The sequence below is a fragment of the Streptomyces sp. NPDC043853 genome (assembly GCF_056436025.1).
In genome coordinates this window covers 71,193-90,794 of sequence record NZ_JBWKDJ010000003.1, presented here as the reverse complement: position 1 = coordinate 90,794, position 19,602 = coordinate 71,193, and the positions used below count along the sequence as shown (strand labels likewise).

Annotated in this window: 14 protein-coding genes, 4 tRNA genes and 1 other RNA gene; 7 read left to right on the top strand and 12 right to left on the bottom strand. The window is 72.3% G+C overall.

The features are described 5' to 3' along the window. Window positions 1–48 precede the first annotated feature (48 nt). Complete coding sequence (locus AC067U_RS09130; RefSeq protein WP_478829005.1) at window positions 49–2,472, bottom strand: helicase C-terminal domain-containing protein; 2,424 nt, start codon at window positions 2,470–2,472, stop codon at window positions 49–51. A gap of 535 nt (window positions 2,473–3,007) precedes the next feature. Here AC067U_RS09130 and AC067U_RS09125 point away from each other — a divergent pair. After that, window positions 3,008–3,283, top strand: coding sequence for a hypothetical protein (locus tag AC067U_RS09125; protein WP_478829004.1), 276 nt, complete (start codon window positions 3,008–3,010; stop codon window positions 3,281–3,283). Between the two features lie 223 nt (window positions 3,284–3,506). Here the strand turns inward: AC067U_RS09125 and AC067U_RS09120 are convergent, their stop codons facing one another. From AC067U_RS09120 to AC067U_RS09110, 3 genes are all read right to left on the bottom strand, one after another. Continuing rightward, a complete protein-coding gene (locus AC067U_RS09120) occupies window positions 3,507–3,737 on the bottom strand; it encodes a hypothetical protein (RefSeq protein WP_478829003.1) in 231 nt (76 codons plus the stop codon). Window positions 3,738–3,947: 210 nt separating this feature from the next. Next, complete coding sequence (locus AC067U_RS09115; RefSeq protein ID WP_478829561.1) at window positions 3,948–5,423, bottom strand: AAA family ATPase; 1,476 nt, start codon at window positions 5,421–5,423, stop codon at window positions 3,948–3,950. Window positions 5,424–5,841: 418 nt separating this feature from the next. Next, window positions 5,842–5,926, bottom strand: a tRNA-Ser gene (locus tag AC067U_RS09110). A 141-nt stretch (window positions 5,927–6,067) separates the two neighbouring features. Here AC067U_RS09110 and ffs point away from each other — a divergent pair. The 6 genes from ffs (at window position 6,068) to AC067U_RS09080 (ending at window position 14,615) form a co-directional block, all read left to right on the top strand. Continuing rightward, an RNA gene (ffs, locus tag AC067U_RS09105) (signal recognition particle sRNA small type) lies at window positions 6,068–6,166 on the top strand. 54 nt (window positions 6,167–6,220) lie between these two features. Beyond that, window positions 6,221–8,530, top strand: coding sequence for a DNA polymerase III subunit gamma and tau (locus AC067U_RS09100; protein WP_478829002.1), 2,310 nt, complete (start codon window positions 6,221–6,223; stop codon window positions 8,528–8,530). Between the two features lie 61 nt (window positions 8,531–8,591). Continuing rightward, on the top strand, window positions 8,592–9,845 hold the full coding sequence (gene purD, locus AC067U_RS09095; protein ID WP_478829001.1) for a phosphoribosylamine--glycine ligase: 1,254 nt from the start codon (window positions 8,592–8,594) through the stop codon (window positions 9,843–9,845). A 343-nt stretch (window positions 9,846–10,188) separates the two neighbouring features. After that, entirely contained in the window at window positions 10,189–11,838 is a 1,650-nt protein-coding gene (locus AC067U_RS09090) for a M48 family metalloprotease (RefSeq protein WP_478829560.1), read from the top strand. Between the two features lie 261 nt (window positions 11,839–12,099). Then, window positions 12,100–13,581 (top strand): N,N-dimethylformamidase beta subunit family domain-containing protein, encoded by a 1,482-nt coding sequence (locus tag AC067U_RS09085; protein ID WP_478829000.1) that lies wholly within the window; start codon window positions 12,100–12,102, stop codon window positions 13,579–13,581. A 134-nt stretch (window positions 13,582–13,715) separates the two neighbouring features. Next, a complete protein-coding gene (locus AC067U_RS09080) occupies window positions 13,716–14,615 on the top strand; it encodes a phosphoribosylaminoimidazolesuccinocarboxamide synthase (protein ID WP_478828999.1) in 900 nt (299 codons plus the stop codon). Window positions 14,616–14,737: 122 nt separating this feature from the next. On the opposite strand, the gene AC067U_RS09075 is transcribed toward AC067U_RS09080, so the two are convergent. The 8 genes from AC067U_RS09075 to AC067U_RS09040 form a co-directional block, all read right to left on the bottom strand. Then, window positions 14,738–14,810, bottom strand: a tRNA-Gly gene (locus AC067U_RS09075). Window positions 14,811–14,832: 22 nt separating this feature from the next. After that, on the bottom strand, window positions 14,833–15,444 hold the full coding sequence (locus AC067U_RS09070) for a response regulator (protein ID WP_478828998.1): 612 nt from the start codon (window positions 15,442–15,444) through the stop codon (window positions 14,833–14,835). Next, on the bottom strand, window positions 15,441–16,739 hold the full coding sequence (locus AC067U_RS09065) for a sensor histidine kinase (RefSeq protein ID WP_478828997.1): 1,299 nt from the start codon (window positions 16,737–16,739) through the stop codon (window positions 15,441–15,443). Before AC067U_RS09065 ends, AC067U_RS09070 begins: the two co-directional genes overlap by 4 nt. Before the next feature lie 64 nt (window positions 16,740–16,803). Continuing rightward, window positions 16,804–17,577, bottom strand: coding sequence for an ABC transporter permease (locus tag AC067U_RS09060; RefSeq protein WP_478828996.1), 774 nt, complete (start codon window positions 17,575–17,577; stop codon window positions 16,804–16,806). Beyond that, on the bottom strand, window positions 17,574–18,587 hold the full coding sequence (locus AC067U_RS09055; protein ID WP_478828995.1) for an ABC transporter ATP-binding protein: 1,014 nt from the start codon (window positions 18,585–18,587) through the stop codon (window positions 17,574–17,576). Before AC067U_RS09055 ends, AC067U_RS09060 begins: the two co-directional genes overlap by 4 nt. 127 nt (window positions 18,588–18,714) lie before the next feature. Continuing rightward, a tRNA-Gly gene (locus AC067U_RS09050) sits at window positions 18,715–18,787 on the bottom strand. Window positions 18,788–18,883: 96 nt separating this feature from the next. Further along, a tRNA-Gly gene (locus tag AC067U_RS09045) sits at window positions 18,884–18,955 on the bottom strand. Window positions 18,956–19,080: 125 nt separating this feature from the next. Then, a complete protein-coding gene (locus AC067U_RS09040; protein WP_478828994.1) occupies window positions 19,081–19,398 on the bottom strand; it encodes a histone-like nucleoid-structuring protein Lsr2 in 318 nt (105 codons plus the stop codon). Window positions 19,399–19,602 lie beyond the last annotated feature (204 nt).

The window sequence follows — 19,602 nt, the reverse complement described above, 5'->3', positions numbered from 1 at the left end:
CAAGTATGGAATCAACTATACCTCTCACGGTTCATCGATGCCGTGGATTCACGTCGGCATGACGCTGTGGATCCGGGAGAGGGTGAAGACGCGTGCGTCTTCTCGCAGGTGGCACCAGGCCTCGAGGTAGGGCGGGTCGAGTTCGAGGCGGCTGAGGGTGCGTACCGTGCGGTTGCCGGAGGTGGCGACGTATTCGACGGTGAGGGGCGTTCCGGCGTCGATGGCATGTGCGAGCTGGCGGACATCGGTGTAGGACAGCCGCTTCGCGTGCCCGGCGACGATCTCCTCGGTGTCGGTGCCGAAGGGGACCCCGCTGCCGAAGGGGTCGGGGTCCGGGGTGGTGGGCGGGGCGGTGAGCAGGCGGGCGGCCAAGGCGCTCGGGTCGGTGCCGGCCGGTGTCCTCACGGTGTGGTGGACCGCGTTGTGGCGGTCGGCGCCCGTGCCGGCCTTTCGGGGGGTCGGTACGGCGGCGGCCCTCTGCGGTCGGGTCTGCTCGATGCGTACGGTTCCGTCGGCGGTCTCGGCGACGGGGGCGTAGCCCTCGGCGCGGAGCGCGGCGAGGGTCGCGCCGAGCGGGCTGCGGCTGACCAGCACCGTGGGCGTGAGCTGTCGGAGGCCGAGTTTGGCGAGCTTGCGGTGGGCGGCGAGCTCGGCGAGCATCGCCGGCTCCTCGCCGTGGATGACGCAGGCGGCGGGGGCGATGCGCACACGGCCGTGACCGCGGGCGGTGTCGGCGATGAGATAGGACAGGGGCTGGGGCAGAGGCCCGGTGGCGACGGCCGCCAGGTCGGCTGTGAGGTCGTCCGGCGTATGCCCGGCGTCCAAGGCCCGGCGGATGCTGCCGGTAGTGAACCGCCAGACCGAGGCCGTGCCGCTGGTTTCGCGGTCGGCGACGGAATCCAGTAGCGCCGCGAGTGGCGCCGATGGGGTGCCGGAGGCGACGGCGGTGAGGTCGCCGCCGATCCGGGCCGTTCGGGTGGCCGCGGGCAGGAGCCGCCGGCACACGGTGGCCGGCGCTGAGACGTCGTCTTCCAGCAGGGCGTGGCCGAGGGGGGACAGCGTGCCGCGGGCGAGCACGCCGAGCAGCCCGGCCTCGCGGATCAGGGTGGCGAACGGTGTCCCGTCCAAGGGCGACCCGTCGGCGAACGGGCGGTGCCAGGCCACCAGCGGCCCCAGGTCCGCGGGGACGGCCGCGCCCTGCCCCGCCGGAAGCTGTGACGCCGCGTGAAGCAGTCCGTGCCGGGCCTGCAGGCAGCCGCCGCAGGGAGGTGCTCCAGCAAGGGCGGGGAGCGCCTTGTTGTCCTCGTCACGTGCCAGGGTCGGGGTCAGCGCCAGGTCGCGCCATGCCTGGAGCAGCACCGCGATCCGTTCGGCGGGCTCCTGTTCCGCCCAGGCGTCGTATGCCGCGGTGGGTGCCACATGGTCGCCGTCCCGGCCCAGCAGCCCGGCCGCGTACGCGGTCTCCAGGGTGAGGCGTACGACGGCGTCATCGGCCTGGGACGCCTTGCCGATCCGGGCCAGTTCACGTGCACCAATCCCACCGGACTTGAGCCTGGCCGGCGGGCAAGCGGAGCAGGCCGACAGGACAGAGGCGGCCTGGGCGGCGAGCGCCATGGCCGCGGCTGCGGCCTCCCGTTCCACGTCGGCGGCGCCGACGGGCACCATCTGTGTGGAAGGCGGCACCGGTGCGAACGGGGCGTGCCAGTCCGGCCCGCGCAACGCCAGCGCGACTTCGACGGGCATGCGCGCGGGGCCGTACCGGTGGCGGTCCACGACCAGGAGCCCCCGGTCGAGTGCCCATCGGGCGCCGGGTTCGAGCTCGGGCCCGGGTGACCCGAACATGATGAACTGCCGCTGCCCCGCCGCGGATTCCGCTCGGCGGGCAAGCAGCTTCTGTGTGATTGCCGGTGCCCGTGCCACCAGTGTGGCGATGGCTTGCGGGTCGCTGTGGTGATCCACCAAGGCCGCCAGTCGCTGCTGCTTGGTGCCGGGTGGCTTGATGCCGAGGGTCACGAGCATGGTGCGCAGCTCGTCCGAGGCCACGCTTGCCAGCAGTTTCTCCAGAGGGGTGTCCAGCCCCAGGGGTGCGTCCCACGCCTGCCGCAGGGGTGCGGCCATGCGGAGTGCTCCGGTGCCGTCCGGCCACACCAGAGCGTGATCGGCCAGCACCTCCAGCGTGGAGTCCAGCCTGCGGGCGGCTTCGCCGCCCGTCGCTCCCAGCAGCTTCATCAGGGCATCGCGCGACGCCGGTCCCTCCAGCGCCGCCAGCGCCTCGGCCCCTTGCAGGCACGGCAGCGGGAGCTGCGGCAGGGCCAACGCCACCGACCCCGGGCGCTGGAGGCGGTCCGCCAGTTCCCCCACCGTCCGCGGCTCCGGAGACGACGCTGCGTCCTTCCGTACAGCGAGTACACGCGCCAGGCGCGGAGCGTCAAGGCTGCCCAGCCAGGACGCCAGCGTTGATCGGGATTTCATGGGGCACCTCGTCGAACCGGGCCGGAGCAGCACCGAAGCCGCTCCGGTGCAGAGTTCAAGGATGGTGCCTTCGTCGTGGTCGCGGGTGCGGAACGGAAGGCGTTCCTTCCGGGGTCTCGGCAATCGGAGGGCGGCGCCGGCCACGGATGCACCGAAAGGTCTGGATTGAGGCGATGTAAACGCAACCAGGAATGCAACCACGGCATGCCGAAGAGCCGGATCGCAATCAGCGGTCCGGCTCTTCGTTTCGCCTGTTCAGGCGGCTGCGGAGGATACGAGATTCGAACTCGTGAGGGGTTGCCCCCAACACGCTTTCCAAATGTTCGTACGGGGGTCCGGCGGGGGTCGTGGGTGTCCTGACCTGCGGCGGAGAGTCCAGGCTGGCCCCGTCCGAATAGCCCCGGACGGCCACGAATGAGACCAGAACTGAGACCAGACGGCCTGGGTTCAGCGGGATCCAGCCTGCGTGACGGCCGGCCAGCCTAGGCTTGTCCTCAGGTATGGGCCCGCGGACCGCTTCGTGGAGGAGCCGATCATGAGTACTGCCCCGAACCTCCCGCTCCCACCCCGTCGGCCCGAAGACCCACATCCGCTGCGGACCATCCGGGAGATCCGGGAGTCTTTGCCCGAGCACCAGCTTGGGCACTTCGATGCCGAGCTGGCCGACACCGACATCGATGCGTTGCCTGACATGCTTCACCGCTGGGCCACCCTCGGCAGTGACGGGTTTCTTGAGCGGCTTGCGTCAGCCCCGTTCGAGGGTCTGGAGTTCGGGCAGCGCTCCTACGACGACGCGGCGGGCGGCGAGTGATCTATCTCCTCGACACCAACGTGGTCGCCGAGATCACTACTCGGCCGAACCCCGCTCCAGCGGTTGTCGCCTGGGCCCGCTCGGTAGCGGCCACCGGTCTCTACGTGCGGCGGAGTGGTCGGTCCAGACCCATCTGTACGGTCTCGGACGGAGGTGAATGAGACCAGGACTGAGACCAGCCTGCTCCGGCTGCCGGTGATCACTGCGAGACGGTCGGAGCAGTTCAGGTGCGTGAGGATTCCTGGCCTTGGAGCGCCTGCCCCGCGATGGCGGCGATGCGTCCGACGTGCTCTCGCAGGCGGGCAAGCTCCGTGGTCTGCTGCCGTCCTGCCACGATCTCGGACAAGGCGGCGGTGACGGTTTCCTGCTGGGCGCCAGTGCCCAAGACCTGGGCGGCACGGCGGAGCAGAACGGCATCCACGCTGACCGAGACCGAGTGGCGCGACTCAGGCACGGACGGGATGGTGGGCTCCAGGGCTGGCCGGGATTTGCGGTGGGGTGGAGACGATGCTGGAGCGGGCATGGGGACGGTCGGCGTCGGGGGTTCGGGTGCACCAACGCTTGACCTCCCTCGTCGACGGGCTGCAAGTGGTGTGCCGCAATGCCGACGGCAGGGTGGTGCTCGCCATTGTGTCCCTGTCGGTCACGCATGCGTGGGCATACGTCAGATCTGGTCGTAGAGGGTTGCCAGGTCGACCAATCGGATGTCCCGGTCGGCTGCTGCTGCTGCGGTGTGCGCCTTGTCGTTGAATCCGGCTCCGCTGAAGCAGATGAGTCGGGTGTTGGTGGTGTCGTAGCGGCCTGCCAAGGTGACGAGGTCGCGGATGTGCCGAAGACGCTCGATGTGGGCAGCGCCCATGGTGTCGTTCCACTTGGCCTCTCCGATGGCCAGGAGTGGTGGCTTGGCGCCATCCGCGATGCCGATGACAGCCACGTCCACCTCATGGCCGGTGCGGGCCTTGGGGTCGTGGACGACGCCGTGTCCGACGCGGGCGGGCAGACCGCCCAGAAGCTCGGGGTCGGCGTGATGCAGTGCCCAGTCGCGGCAGACCTGTTCGAAGTGCGGCCCGAGGACGTTGCTGACGAAGCGGCGACGGCTGGCCTGCCAGACCCGTGTCGCACTGCCGGGGCGTTCGAGCTGGTCCCAGACCGGTCGCATGATCGCGTGGTAGAAGCCGATGAGTGGTTCGGCGATGCGGTAGGTGGGCCGGTTGTCGCGGAAGGCGTCCGCATCACGGTGGAGCAGGCCCGCGTCTTCGAGGACGTTGATGGGGTGCGCGATGTCGGTGGCTTTCCGCTCCAGGTAGCCGGCCATGCCTCCCCGCGTGGCGTTTCCGTCAGCCACGGCGGCCAGCACGGACAGGTACAAGGCGGTGTCGCGAAGGTCGGGCTCTTCGGCGAGCAGATATCGGGCCTCGCGGAAGAGGGGTGTCTCGGGGTTGAGGACGGTGCGGACGACCCAGTCGTCGAAGTCATCCGGACCCTGCGGCGTGTCGCCGCGTGCGAATTCGCGCCGGTAGGCGGGAGTACCGCCCACCACCGCGTTCACCTTCATGGCCAGGTGGGGGTCGGTGATGCCCCAGAACTCGGCGGCAAGGCGGTGGTCGAGGGGGCGGACGACCAGTTCCAGCCCGGCCCGTCCACGCAGCGGGGCGTTGCCCGACAGCAGACGTCCCATGAAGGAAAGTGCCGAGCCGCACAGCAGCAACCTGGTGCGCGAGCCGGTGCGCTGTTCACGCAGTGGGCGCAGCGCCTCTTGGATGATCGAGGGCAGCTCCGGATTGGCCTTGGCGAGGTAGGGAAACTCGTCGATCACGACCGGGACGGGCTGCTCGGAACCGAGCCCGAGCAGTGCGTCGACCGCTTCCGACCAGTTGGCGAAGTGGAACGGACTGGCTGGGCGTACGTGGGCGGTCAGTGCCGCGCTGATCCGCCGTAGCGACTCGGCGTCGGCGGCCTCGGTGGCGCCGAAGTAGAACCCTCCGGCGGCCCGGCAGGCGGCGTCCAACAAGAACGTCTTGCCTTGGCGGCGACGTCCGGAGACCACACCCAGGGTTGCTCCTGGCTGTGGATCGGTGATGAACCGGCTCAGCGCTGACCACTCGTAGTCCCGGTCGAACATCTCGGCAGGCTTGTCCACTGGCATCCCCGATAGAGAAGTACACCTACATAAAGCGTACTCCTGGTTTCTGGTGGCTGCCGCCACTCGCGGGTGAGCGTTCGGCACGTGCCAGGGCCGGCATCCCCGCCCATGACGGCGTGGTCCGATCCGCCATGCGGGCATGACGCCGTGAACGCGGGACAGTGCGAAGACGGCGGATCGGATGCACCCGTACAAGGGGCCACGGTTGCGTCCCCCGGGTCGCCAGGCGGCGTACGGAAGGGTTCACGGGTGAAGTCGAACTGCCCTACGGGTCGAAGAGCAGGATGGCGTCAGATGCCGTACGAAATGCCGTGAATGTCGGAGGTAAGTGAGGCCAAAACTGAGACCAGGACATGCCGAAGACCCCGGCCGCTGGAGCGGTCCGGGGTCTTCGTTTCGCCTGTTCAGGCGGCTGCGGAGGATACGAGATTCGAACTCGTGAGGGGTTGCCCCCAACACGCTTTCCAAGCGTGCGCCCTAGGCCTCTAGGCGAATCCTCCGCCGCAAACAATACAAGACGTTGAGGGGTGCTCGCGAACGTGATCCCCGGGCGGTGATCACGTTCGCGATCCGGCGGGGGTCCGGCGGGAGTCCGGTGGGGAGCGGAGTCGATTCGACGGCCATCCATCCGCTACGCTGGGGCCAGCCCCTCACGTGGCGCTATCTCACCCAACTCCCCCAGGGCCGGAAGGCAGCAAGGGTAAGTGGGCTCTGGCGGGTGCGTGGGGGGCGCTTGCGTTTCCGGGCGGGCCGGTGGCCGCCCGTTGTCGGCGGGCCCGGATAACCTCGTAAGCGTGTCGTCCCTTGCGCTGTACCGCCGCTATCGCCCCGAGTCGTTCGCCGAGGTCATCGGGCAGGAGCATGTCACTGCCCCGCTGATGCAGGCCCTGCGGAACAACCGGGTCAATCACGCGTACCTGTTCAGCGGTCCCCGCGGCTGCGGCAAGACGACCAGCGCGCGCATCCTGGCCCGCTGCCTGAATTGTGAGCAGGGTCCCACCCCCACGCCCTGCGGTGAGTGCCAGTCCTGCCGGGACCTCGCGCGCAACGGCCCGGGATCGATCGACGTCATCGAGATCGACGCCGCCTCGCACGGTGGTGTGGACGACGCCCGTGACCTGCGGGAGAAGGCCTTCTTCGGCCCGGCGAGCAGCCGCTACAAGATCTACATCATCGACGAGGCCCACATGGTCACCTCGGCGGGCTTCAACGCCCTGCTGAAGGTGGTCGAGGAGCCGCCGGAGCACCTCAAGTTCATCTTCGCGACCACGGAGCCGGAGAAGGTCATCGGGACCATCCGGTCCCGGACGCACCACTACCCCTTCCGGCTGGTCCCGCCCGGCACGCTCCGCGAGTACCTGGGCGAGGTCTGCGGCCGCGAGGGCATCCCGGTCGAGGACGGCGTGCTGCCACTGGTGGTGCGGGCCGGCGCCGGGTCGGTGCGTGACTCCATGTCGGTGATGGACCAGCTCCTCGCCGGCGCCGGCGAGGAGGGTGTGACGTACGCCATGGCGACGTCCCTCCTCGGGTACACCGACGGCTCCCTGCTGGACTCGGTGGTCGACGCGTTCGCGGCCGGGGACGGCGCGGCCGCCTTCGAGGTGGTCGACCGGGTCGTCGAGGGCGGCAACGACCCGCGCCGGTTCGTGGCGGACCTGCTGGAGCGGCTGCGCGACCTGGTGATCCTGGCGGCGGTGCCCGACGCCGCGGAGAAGGGCCTGATCGACGCCCCCGCCGACGTGGTGGAGCGGATGCAGGCGCAGGCTCAGGTCTTCGGCGCCGCCGAGCTCTCCCGCGCCGCCGACCTGGTCAACACGGGTCTGACGGAGATGCGGGGCGCGACCTCGCCCCGGCTCCAGCTCGAGCTGATCTGCGCGCGGGTCATGCTGCCCGCCGCCTTCGACGACGAGCGCTCCTTCCAGGCCCGGCTGGACCGGCTGGAGCGGGGCGCCGGTGCCGTGCTCGCCGCGGCGCCCGCGGGAGTGCCCGCGATGGGGTACGTGCCCGGGCCCGAGGCGCACGGGATGGCGCCGGTCGGGGCACCGGTGGCACCCGGCGGCGGTGCCGCGGCCGCCCGTGCCGCGGTGCGCGGCGGTGGCCCGGCCGGGCCGGGGCCCGACGGGGCCGTCCCCGCCGCGGCTCAGGCCGCCCCCGCGCCCGCTGCCGCCCCGGTCGCCCCACCCGCCCCCGCCCCCGCCCCGGCGCCGGCCCCCGAGCAGCCGGCCGCGCCCGCGCCCGGTGCCTGGCCGGGTGCGGCCCAGCCGGGTTCCGGTGCCCCGGCCGCGCCCGCCCCGGCACAGCCCGACCGGCCCGGGCCCGACCGGCCCGGTGCCTGGCCCGGCGCCGCCCAGCCCGGTACGGGCGGTCCGGCCGCGCCCCAGCCGGGGGCCTGGCCGGGTGCCGCCCAGCCCGGCGGCGGGGCCGCTGCCGACCGGCCCGGTGCCTGGCCCGGCGCGGCCCGGCCGGGCGGCGGAGCTCCCGCGGCCGCGCCCGCGCCCGCCCAGGCGGCTCCGGCCGCCGCACCGCCGGCCGCCGCGCCCTCCCCCGGGATGGCCGCCGGAGCCGGCCAGGTGCAGGCCATGTGGCCGGGCATCCTGGAGGCGGTCAAGAACCGGCGCCGGTTCACCTGGATCCTGCTCAGCCAGAACGCCCAGGTCACCGGCTTCGACGGGACCACCCTCCAGCTCGGCTTCCCCAACCCGGGCGCCCGGGACAACTTCTCCAGCAGCGGCAGCGAGGACGTCCTCAAGGCGGTGCTGGCCGAGCAGTTCCAGGTGAACTGGAAGATCGACGCCGTGGTCGGCGGCGGCGGCCCGTCCGCCCCCGCCGCCGCCTCCTACGCGGCTGCCCCCGCGCCCGCCTACACCCCGCCCCCGGCCGCCGCCCCGGCACCGCAGGCCCAGGCGCCCGCCGTACCCCCGGCCGACCGGGCCCACGCGCCCGTACCGTCCGCTCCGGTGCACGACGCACCGCCGCCGGTCGCGCCCGAGGACGACGTACCGGAGGACGACGACCCGGACCTCGTGGAGAGCGCCCTCAGCGGTCACGAGCTGATCGTGCGCGAGCTCGGCGCCACGGTGGTGGAGGAATATACGAACGAATAGGGACGCGGGATTGGGGTGGCCGCACGAAAGGTCCTCGGGCGCGCGGGCTAGGCTGCATCCCGTGAAGGTCCTCGTCATCGGCGGCGGCGCCCGCGAACACGCCCTGTGCCGCTCTCTGTCCCTCGACCCCGACGTCACCGCGCTGTACTGCGCCCCCGGTAATGCGGGAATCGCGGATGTGGCCGAGCTCCGTGACGTCGACCCCCTCGACGGTGCCGCGGTCGCCGGGCTCGCGACCGAGCTCGGCGCCGGCCTGGTCGTCGTCGGCCCGGAGGCCCCGCTGGTCGCGGGCGTCGCCGACGCCGTCCGCGCGGCCGGCATCCCGGTCTTCGGCCCGTCCGGCGAGGCGGCGCAGCTGGAGGGCTCCAAGGCGTTCGCCAAGGACGTGATGGCCGCGGCCGGAGTGCCCACCGCCCGCTCCTACGTCTGCACCACGCCGGAGGAGATCGACGACGCCCTCGACGCCTTCGGCGCCCCGTACGTGGTCAAGGACGACGGCCTCGCCGCCGGCAAGGGCGTCGTCGTCACCGAGGACCGCGAGGCCGCCCGCGAGCACGCCCTCGCCTGCGACCGCGTGGTCATCGAGGAGTTCCTGGACGGCCCCGAGGTCTCCCTGTTCGCCATCACCGACGGGGTCACCGTGCTGCCGCTGCAGCCCGCCCAGGACTTCAAGCGGGCCCTCGACGGCGACCAGGGCCCCAACACCGGCGGCATGGGCGCGTACTCGCCGCTGCCCTGGGCCGACCCCAAGCTGGTCGAGGAGGTGCTGGAGACCGTCCTCCAGCCGACCGTCGACGAACTGCGCCACCGCGGCACCCCGTTCTCCGGCCTGCTCTACGCCGGTCTGGCGATCACCTCGCGCGGCGTCCGCGTGATCGAGTTCAACGCCCGCTTCGGCGACCCCGAGACCCAGGTGGTGCTGGCCCGGCTGCGGACCCCGCTCGCGAGCGTCCTGCTGAACGCCGCCAATGGCACCCTGGACGCCGAGCCCCCGCTGAACTGGCGCGAGGACGCGGCCGTCACCGTCGTGGTGGCCTCCCACAACTACCCCGGCACCCCGCGTACCGGCGACCCCATCGAGGGGCTGGACGAGGTCGCGGCGCAGGACGGGCCGGAGGCGTACGTCCTGCACGCCGGCACCCGCCGGGAGGGCGACGCCGTCCTCAGCGCGGGCGGACGGGTCCTCTCCGTCACCGCGACCGGTTCCGACCTGGCGCAGGCGCGGATGCGCGCGTATAAGGCCGTGGCGCGGATCCGGCTGGACGGTTCGCAGCACCGCAGCGACATCGCGGCCAAGGCGGCCGAGGGCCGCTGACCGGCCGGGAAACCGGCAAGGAGCACGGGCGGCGGGCCCGGGCGCGGGAGACGCGCCCGGGCCCGCCGCGCGCGTTCGCGTGCGAGTGCATCCGGCCGCCTTCGAACGCACCCAGCTTTACCCAAAGCCATTCCATCGGGTGATCGATGCGCGCTTTGCATGACGCCTCCGCCCGCCCCAACTAGGGTGCGGCGCAAGCGTTCCGGCGGTGGCCCCGTGCGAGTTCCGGCACATGGACCACCGGCATTGCGATGTCAGTGGCGAGTGTCACAGTGGGGGAGTGAGCAAAGCCGCCGCAGGGCAGAGGGGGTGAGGTCCGGCCGTGTCCGGAACCGGTTCGACCATGGAGTCGGTCATGGAGGTCGGCGCGCTGTCCGCGCGTCACCGTGCCCTGGCCGTGCTGCGGGTGCGCAGCAGGGCGCTGGCCGTCGTACTGCTCCCCGCCGCCCTCGCGGTGGTGCTGGTGGCAGCCCGGATGACGGGCCGGCTGGCCGGGGACCCCTGGCCCGCCGTGACCCTCGTCGTGTGCGCGGTCGCCGCGCTGGTGCTGCTGGCCGCCGGGATCTTCGCCGCGGTGGTGCACCGGGCGAGCCCCGCCGTCACGCCGACGGTCCCCCTCTCGGAGGCGGCCGCCCCCGATCTGTACCGGCTGGTGCGGGACCTGGCCGACCGGCTGGACGTGCCGGCGCCGTCCGCGATAGCGCTGACCCCGGACTGCGACAGCTGGCTGGAGGACCGCACGCACGCCGCCCACCGTCGCCAGGGCATATCGGAGGACCTCCCGGAGGCCGCCCCGGTGCTGGTCATCGGCTCCCCGTTCCTTTGGTGGATGCGGGTCGGCGAGCTGCGGGCCGTCCTGGCCCCGGTGGTCGCCGGCACGGGCCCCTCGGCGCTGCCCGACATAGCCGAGGCCCGGCGTTTCGTCCGTGGGCTGGACGCGGCGGTGGACGTGGGCAACCGGCGGGGCCTGGGCTGGATCGCCCGGACGGCCCGGCTGCTGCTGCGGCTGTGCCGGGAGGACGCCACCGAGATGGAGCGCGGGGTGGCCTCGGCCGCCTCGGAACGGGCCCAGCGGGTGGACTACGGGCTGCGGATCGTCGCCCAGGAGCAGGTCGGGCTCGCCTACGCGGGCTGGGACCGGCTGCTGACCCGGGTCGCCCTGCCGGCCTGGCGGATGGGCCGCTGGCCGGCCCACCTGGACGCGGGCGTGGTCTCGGCGCTCACCGAGCTGTCCCGCCGCGACCGGCTGGCCGAGGGGTTCACCTCCCGGCTGGGCGAGCGGCCGGCCTGCGATCTGCTGGAGCAGCCCGGCCTGATCGACGAGGCGGCCTCGCTGCTGGCCGCCCGGCTGTTCCACGGCGGTCCGGCCGAACCGGGCCCGGACTGGTCCCCGGTGGACTGGGCCGCGTACCCGGAAGAGGTCGTGGACCGGAAGTGGCGGCTGGAGGCGGCCCGCCTGCACGCCGCCCTGGACGCCGTCGCGGCGCCCTCCGGCGTCGCGGCCACCCCGGCGACGGCTCCGGCGGCTCCAGGGGCTGCGTCGGCCCCCGCGGGCCGCGGGGACGTCTTCGCCGGCCCCACCCTGGAACGCGTAATGGCCTATCTCGCCGACGAGTGCGGCACGGCCGGGGAGACGCTGGCCGGGCGGCTCAGCGGTGACGTGGCCCGGGAGGAGCGGGCGGCCGGGGCGCAGGCGGTGAAGGCCCGCGGCTCGGACGCGGTGCCGCTGTTCCCGCTGCAGCCGCCGAGGACGGGCCGGGACCTGCTGGCCGACCACGTCACGGCCATGGTGTGCTGCGCCGCGGTGGACACCGCCGGGGCCGGCCCCGGCCTGGACTGGCTCGACGGTCCGGTCCTGCTGGTCGGCGGCGAACGCCGTGCCGACCTGGCCCCCCGGGTCCTGTCCCTGGTCGAGGACGGCGACGCGGCCCCGCTCCGCGACTGGCTCGCGGACATCGGGGTCCGCCCCGAGAAGCCGGTCCGCCTGGTCTAGCGGGGATCGGCCGAGGAACCCGGCCCGAGGGCCGGGCCCGAGGGCCGGGCCCGAGGGTCCGGACCGTGAGGCTCCCGGCCATGAGCGTGCCTCCGCAGCGGGTTCGTTGCCCCCAAATATCCGGATCTTGCCAGTCCGTTACCGTCAATTCGCGACGAACGGTGACGGAGTGCGTGCGTTATGTGATGTGCTGGGACCGGTCGCGGGCGACACCGCGGCGAATCGCGTCCACCGTTCGGGGGAGCGAGGGAGGGGAAGGGAATGGGTGCGGAACAGATCCGGCGCTGGGAGTCGGGTGCGCTCGCGCACGCGGTGACCGATCCCTTCGGGCAGGGACCGCTTCCGTGGTTCCGCGGCAGCGAGCTGTTCTTCGACGACACCGGACAGGTCGTGCCCTGGTACGTCGACCTGCCCGCGCCCCGTGCCGCCGGAGACGACCGGACCAGACCCTCCGGCGGCCCCCGCACGGCGGACGACGTACACCGCCAGATCAAGGGCTTCGCCTCCACCGGTGCCGTCACCCCCGGCGAGGCCATCGACTTCCACATCACCGTGGACCCGCCCCAGCAGTTCTCGGTCGACATCTACCGGATCGGGCACTACGGCGGCGACGGCGCCTCCAAGGTCCACTCCAGCCCCCGCCTCTCCGGCATCGTGCAGCCGGCCCCGCTCACCGCCGACCGCACGGTCTCCTGCCACCACTGGTGGCTCTCCTGGCGGCTCCAGGTGCCGAGCTACTGGAACGTCGGCGCGTACGTGGCCGTGCTCACCACGGCGGACGGCTACCGCTCGCACATCCCCTTCACCGTCCGGGACGACCACCCCGCCGATCTCCTGCTGCTGCTCCCGGACGTCACCTGGCAGGCGTACAACCTCTATCCGGAGGACGGCCACACCGGCGCCAGCCTCTACCACGCCTGGGACGAGGACGGCCGACTGCTCGGCGAGGAGGACGCGGCCATCACCGTCTCCTTCGACCGCCCCTACGCCGGGGCGGGCCTGCCCCTGCACGTCGGCCACGCCTACGACTTCATCCGCTGGGCCGAGCGCTACGGCTACGACCTCGCCTACGCCGACACCCGCGACCTGCACGCCGGCCGGGTCGACCCCACCCGCTACCGGGGCCTGGTCTTCCCCGGCCACGACGAGTACTGGTCGGTGCCCATGCGCCGCACCGCCGAACGCGCCCGCGACCACGGCACCTCGCTGGTCTTCCTCTCCGCCAACACCATGTACTGGCAGGTGGAGCTCAGCCCCTCCCCCTCAGGAGTGCCCGACCGGCTGCTGACCTGCCGAAAACGCCGCGGCCCCGGCCGTCCCGCCCTGTGGCGCGAGGTGGACCGCCCCGAGCAGCAACTGCTGGGCATCCAGTACGCCGGCCGGGTCCCCGAGCCCGCCCCGCTGATCGTGCGCAATGCCGGCCACTGGCTGTGGGAGGCCACCGGAGCCGTCGAGAACGACGAGCTCGACGGCCTGGTCGCGGGCGAGGCCGACCGCTACTTCCCGCGCACCCAGCTGCCCGTGCACCAGGAGCGGATCCTCCTCGCGCACTCCCCGTACCAGGACGGCCAGGGCCACCGCCGGCACCAGGAGACCTCCCTCTACCGGGCGCCCAGCGGGGCCCTGGTCTTCGCCTCCGGCACCTTCGCCTGGTCCCCGGCGCTGGACCGCCCCGGCCACGTCGACGAACGGGTCCGGCGGGCCACCGCCAACCTCCTCGACCGGATCTGCAAACGGGACTGACCGACGCGGCGGATACGGGACCGGCCGGACGCGAGACCCGTGACGCGAGACCCGTGACGCGAGACCCCGTGACGGGAGCCGCCGGCCGCGTGCGGGAGAATCGAGGTGCTCATACAGAACCACAGGGAGACCTCGTGTCCGGATTCGTAGAAAAGCCCGAGCCGGTTCAGGTTCCGGGCCTCATCCACCTCCACACCGGCAAGGTCCGCGACCTCTACCGCGACGGGGACGGCAACCTCGTCATGGTCGCCAGCGACCGCATGTCCGCCTACGACTGGGTGCTGCCGACCGAGATCCCGGACAAGGGCCGTGTCCTCACCCAGCTCTCCCTGTGGTGGTTCGATCAGCTCGCGGACCTCGTCCCGAACCACGTCCTCGGCACCGAGGTCCCGGCCGGCGCCCCCGCCGACTGGGCCGGCCGCACGCTGGTCTGCAGGAACCTCGACATGATCCCGGTGGAGTGCGTGGCCCGCGGCTACCTCACCGGCTCCGGTCTCGCCGAGTACGAGCAGACACGCACCGTCTGCGGACTGGCGCTGCCCGAGGGCCTGGTGGACGGCTCCGAGCTGCCCGCGCCGATCTTCACCCCGGCCGCCAAGGCCGAGGTCGGCGAGCACGACGAGAACGTCACCTACGAGGAGGTCGCCCGCCAGGTCGGCGCCGAGACCGCCGCCCTGCTGCGCCAGACCACCCTCGCCGTCTACACCCGCGGCCGGGACATCGCCCGCGAGCGCGGGGTCATCCTCGCGGACACCAAGTTCGAGTTCGGCTTCGCCGGCGAGGAGCTGGTGATCGCCGACGAGGTGCTCACCCCGGACTCCTCCCGCTTCTGGCCGGCCGACTCGTGGGAGCCGGGCCGCGCCCAGCCCTCGTACGACAAGCAGTTCGTCCGCGACTGGCTGACCTCGCCGGCCTCCGGCTGGGACCGGAAGAGCGAAACCCCGCCGCCGGCGCTGCCGCAGCAGATCGTCGACGCGACCCGCGCCAAGTACGTCGAGGCCTACGAGCGCCTCACCGGCCAGACCTGGGCCTAGGGGCCCGTCCGGCGGGCCGGGGCCGGCCCCGGCCCGCCGGACGGCTGGAACCCTGACCGGAGAAGAAACAGGACCGGGAAACGCGGAAGGCCCCGGTCGTGATGACCTGGGCCTTCCTGCCGAGCGGACGACGAGATTCGAACTCGCGACCCTCACCTTGGCAAGGTGATGCTCTACCAACTGAGCCACGTCCGCAGGCGCCGTAGCGCGAGACCCACTATACCCAACCTCGCTCCCGTGCGAGACGCACTGCCGTGTGGCGGTTCTCCGCGCCGAGTTTCGCGGCCGCCGCCGAGAGGTAGTTCCGGACCGTTCCCTGGGACAGCGAGGCCCGTTCGGCTATCTCCGCGATCGGCGCTCCGTCCGCGGCGAGTTCCAGGACCTCGGCCTCGCGCACGGTCAGCGGGGAGTCCCCGGCGCTGATCGCGTCGGCCGCCAACTCCGGGTCCACGTAACGGCCTCCGCCGTGCACGGCCCGGATGATCTCGGCCAGCTTCTGTGCCGAGACGGTCTTCGGCGCGAAGGCCCGCACCCCCGCCGACAGGGCCCGCTTCAGGTGCCCGGGCCGGCCGTGACTGGTCACGATCATGGTCTTGCAGTCGGGGAGTTCGGCCCGCAGCACCGTGGCGACGCTCACACCGTCAGCCCCTGGCATCTGCAGGTCCAGCACCGCGACGTCCGGCTTGTGGGCCCGGGCCATCGCCAGTGCCTCCGGCCCCGAGGCGGCCTCCGCGACGACCAGCAGGTCGTCCTCCAGCGCCAGCAGCGCGGCGACCGCACCGCGGATCAGGTGCTCGTCATCGGCCAGCAGCACACGTACGGGGCTCACGCCCGCACCTCCCGTCCAGGAATTCCGGCTTCTTCGATCGCCCCGGTGATCCCGGTGCCCAGCGGCGCGCCGCCCTCCTCCGCCCGCAGCGCCGCCCCGGGCACGCGCGCCTCCAGCCGGAACCGGCCCCCCGCGACCGTCCCGGCCTCCAGCGCGCCGTCGAGCACCGCCAGCCGCTCCCGCAGCCCCGGGAGCCCCGAACCGGGCCTCCCGGACGGCTCGGCCGGGGCGCCGTCGTTCTCGACGACCAGCACCAGCTCGCCGTTCCGCTCACAGGCCAGCCGGATCAGGCAGTTGCGGGCGTCCCCGTGCCGCAGCACGTTGGTGGCGGCCTCGCGGACCACCCAGCCCAGCACCGACTGCACCGGGACCGGCAGCGTCCGCCGGTCCGACAGCTCCACCCGGCAGTCGATGCCGGCCGCGGCCAGCACCCCGCGGGCGCCCTCCAGCTCCACGGCGAGATCGGCCTCCCGGTAGCCGCGGACCACGTCCCGGACCTCGCGCTGGGACTCCTGCGCGATCCGCTGGACCTCGACCATCTGGTCCACGGCCTCCGGCCGGCCGCGGCGGGCCAGCTGGACCGCCAGCTCGCTCTTGAGCGCGATCACCGCGAGGTTGCGCCCCATCACGTCGTGCAGGTCCCGGCCGAACCGCAGCCGCTCCTCGGCCACCGCCAGCCGTGCCTTCAGCTCCCGGGACCGCTCCAGCTCCCACACCGTCTTCAGCAGCCAGCCGGAGAACCCGCAGGTGAAGCAGATGAGGGTGCCGCCGATCAGCAGCCCGAGGGTGTACCCGAGCGCGTAGCCGGGCTCCCGGCTGAAGGCGTACGCGGCCAGGCCGACCACCACCCCCACGGCGGGCACCCCGTAGTACATCTGCCGCATGCTCCGGACCGCCAGGGTCAGCGAGCCGAGGGCGAAGACCACCAGACCGCTGATCACGGTGGGCGCGATCTGCGGGTCGTCCTTGTCCCGGACGGAGTCGAGGAAGAGGAACAGCAGGGTGGCCACGGCAGTCACCGCGGCCAGCGCCACGGCCGGCCGGACCGGCCGCTCCCGCCGGTCCAGGGCCCAGTCCAGGCCCTGCTTCGAGACCACCCCGCAGAGCACGGCGTGTGCGGCGACCAGCAGCGTCACGGCCACGTCGAGCGGCCCGAGGTCGTCGGCCACCGACAGCACGGCCAGACCGAGGCTCAGCATCTCGATCACCACGAAGCTGTGGAAGGACCACCGCGTGTACAGCTCGACCTTGGCCGCACTGGTGCGGCCGGTCCACCATCCCGTCAGCCTGGTCACCGGCCGACACCCCCCCGTTGCCGAATCCCCGTTCCGTGTCCCCGCCGCGGGCCGGAGCCGCGGGCTAGCGCCGCGGCTCCCAGCGGAACCACCGCTGGACAGCAAACACGGTGATCATCATCCAGGCCAGGGTGACTGCGGCGGCGGTCACCAGGTCCGTGCCCTCCCCGGTGCCCGGCCATCCGGCCCGGATCAGGGCCATCGGCCCGCTCAGCGGCAGCAGTTCGCACACCGAGGCCAGCTTCCCGGGCATGTGGTCCATCGGTACGAACAGGCCCGAGCCGAGCAGACTGATCAGGAACACCGGCAGGGTGGTGATGCCCGCGCTCTCCACGTTGCGGGTGAAGGAGCTGGTCAGCGCCGCCAGGCCGGCCAGCAGCGGTACGGCCGTGAGCACGCCGGCCACCAGCAGCAGCGGGTTGTCCGGGGTTCCGGCGTCCAGGACGACGGTCCCGGCCACCGCCAGCACCGTCACCTGGATCAGCGCGAGCACCGCGGCGGGCAGCGCACTGCCGACGAGGATCTCCAGGTCCCCGGCCTCACCGGTGCGCAGCCGCTTGAGCACCAACTCCTCGCGCCGCGCCACGTAGGCCGAGACCGAACTCAGGTAGACGACCAGGAGCAGCGTCATGCCGATGCCGCCGGTCACGGTGGCCGCGGCGACGGCGGACCGGCCGCCCTCCAGGTCCATACCGCGGAGCGAGTTCCGCAGGACGAAGACCATCACCAGCGGCAGCATCAGGGCGAGGGAGAGCGTGGCCCGATTGCGGAGCAGCAGGGTCAGTTCGGAGCGGCCGAGGGCGAAGAGCCGGCCGGGGTTCAGGGTCAGCGTGCTCATCGGGTGCTCGCCATCGTGTCGGTGTGGTCGGTGTGGTCGGTGTGGTCGGTGCGGTCGGTCCGCGTGGTCGGCCCGGCGGGGGCGCCGGTTCCCCTTCCGGCGCGCCGGCTCTCCGCGATCTCCAGGAAGGCCTCCTCCAGCGAGGCCGACCGGGCGTCCAGGCCCAGGAGTTCCACACCGGCCTCCTCGGCCCAGCGCAGCAGCTCCCCCAGGGCGGACTGCAGCCGCTCGGTGCGGATCTCCACCCGCCGCCCGTCGGCCGCCGCGCGCAGCGACAGCGGGAGCCGCGCCGGCAGCACCCCCTCGGGCAGCGTGAACCGGATCCGGGACGGCCGGGTGGCGGTCACCTCGGCCGGGGTGCCGGACAGCACCAGTTCCCCCTCGTGCAGGATGGCCAGCCGGTCGGCCAGTTGCTCGGCCTCCTCCAGGTAGTGCGTGGTCAGCAGGACCGTGGTGCCCTCGGCGCGCAGCGCGCGGACCAGCTCCCAAGTGTCCCGCCGCCCCTCCGGGTCCATGCCTGTGGTCGGCTCGTCGAGGAAGAGCACCTCGGGCCGCCCCAGCAGGGCCAGCGCCAGGTCCAGCCGCCGGCGTTCGCCGCCGGAGAGCTGCTTGACGCGTACGGAGGCCCGTGCGCCCAGACCGACCAGTTCGAGCACCTCGGCGCCCGGCCGGGCACCGGTGGTGACCCCGGCCCACATCCGGACCGTCTCGGTCACCGTCAGGTCGGACGGGAATCCGCCCTCCTGGAGCATCACCCCGGTCCGCGGCCGTACCCGGGCGCGGTCCTCGTACGGGTCGAGCCCGAACACCCGGACCCGGCCGCCGCTCGGCGCGGCCAGTCCTTCCAGCAGCTCGACGGTGGAGGTCTTGCCGGCTCCGTTGGTGCCCAGCAGGGCGAAGATCTCGCCGCGGGCGACGGAGAAGGAGATGCCGCGGACGGCCTCGAAGCCCCCGGAGTAGCCGCGGCGGAGTGCGGCGACGTCGATCACGTGCTGGTCGGTGTTGGTCATGGATCCAGATTCCGGCCGGATCCGCGGCGGCAGCAGTGCGCCGTGTCATGAACGCCGATGACAAATGTCATGGGTGCCGGGACAAACGCAGAAGACCCCGGTCGCAATGACCGGGGTCTTCATTCTGAGCGGACGACGAGATTCGAACTCGCGACCCTCACCTTGGCAAGGTGATGCTCTACCAACTGAGCCACGTCCGCAGGCATCCACTCGACACACTCTTGATGAAGAAGTGCACCGGGCGGCGTGAGAACCACTCTACCTGATCCACCGGGGTGGATGGCAAAGAGATTCAGAGCGGGTGACAGGAATCGCACACTGCGCCTTCCCCCTGGAAGGGGGATGTTCTGCTACTGAACTACACCCGCACGACCTCTGGGCTTCTGACCTGCCGGTCTTTGGCCCCTCGGCGTGATCCACACACTAGCGGATGACACCGGGTGGTTGGCAAATCGGGGGCGGCGGGCCGCGTCCGGTGGCCTGCGGGCCGAGGTCAGTGCGCCGCGTTGTAGGCCTCGTAGACCTTCTTCGGGATCCGGCCGCGCGGCGGCACCTCCAGGTTGTTGGAGCGGGCCCAGGCGCGTACGACGGCGGGGTCCGGCGCCAGGGACGTGTGCTTGTAGGTCTTGCCCGAGCGGGCCTGCCGGCGTCCGGCGGCGACGAACGGGGCGAGGCTCTTCCGCAGTTTCTTTGCGTTGGCGAGATTCAGGTCGATCTCGTACGACTTACCGTCCAGCCCGAACGTGACCGTTTCCGCTGCTTCTCCGCCATCGAGATCGTCGGAGATCGTGACTACTACGCGCTGTGCCACGGATATCGGCCCCTTCGTGCGACACCCACGCCTCTGACGTGCGGTTATGTCGACCATGTGGATGTTTTGTAACAATGCGCCTTTCCCGGTTGAATCCCCGGGATTCCTTTGTACCGCGATTTCCGGCGCATTGCGACGCTCAGTTAATTCTCTCCGCGTGTCCCGCCGCAATCCCGAGCGGGTGGTTTTCCTGTGGATTTTGCG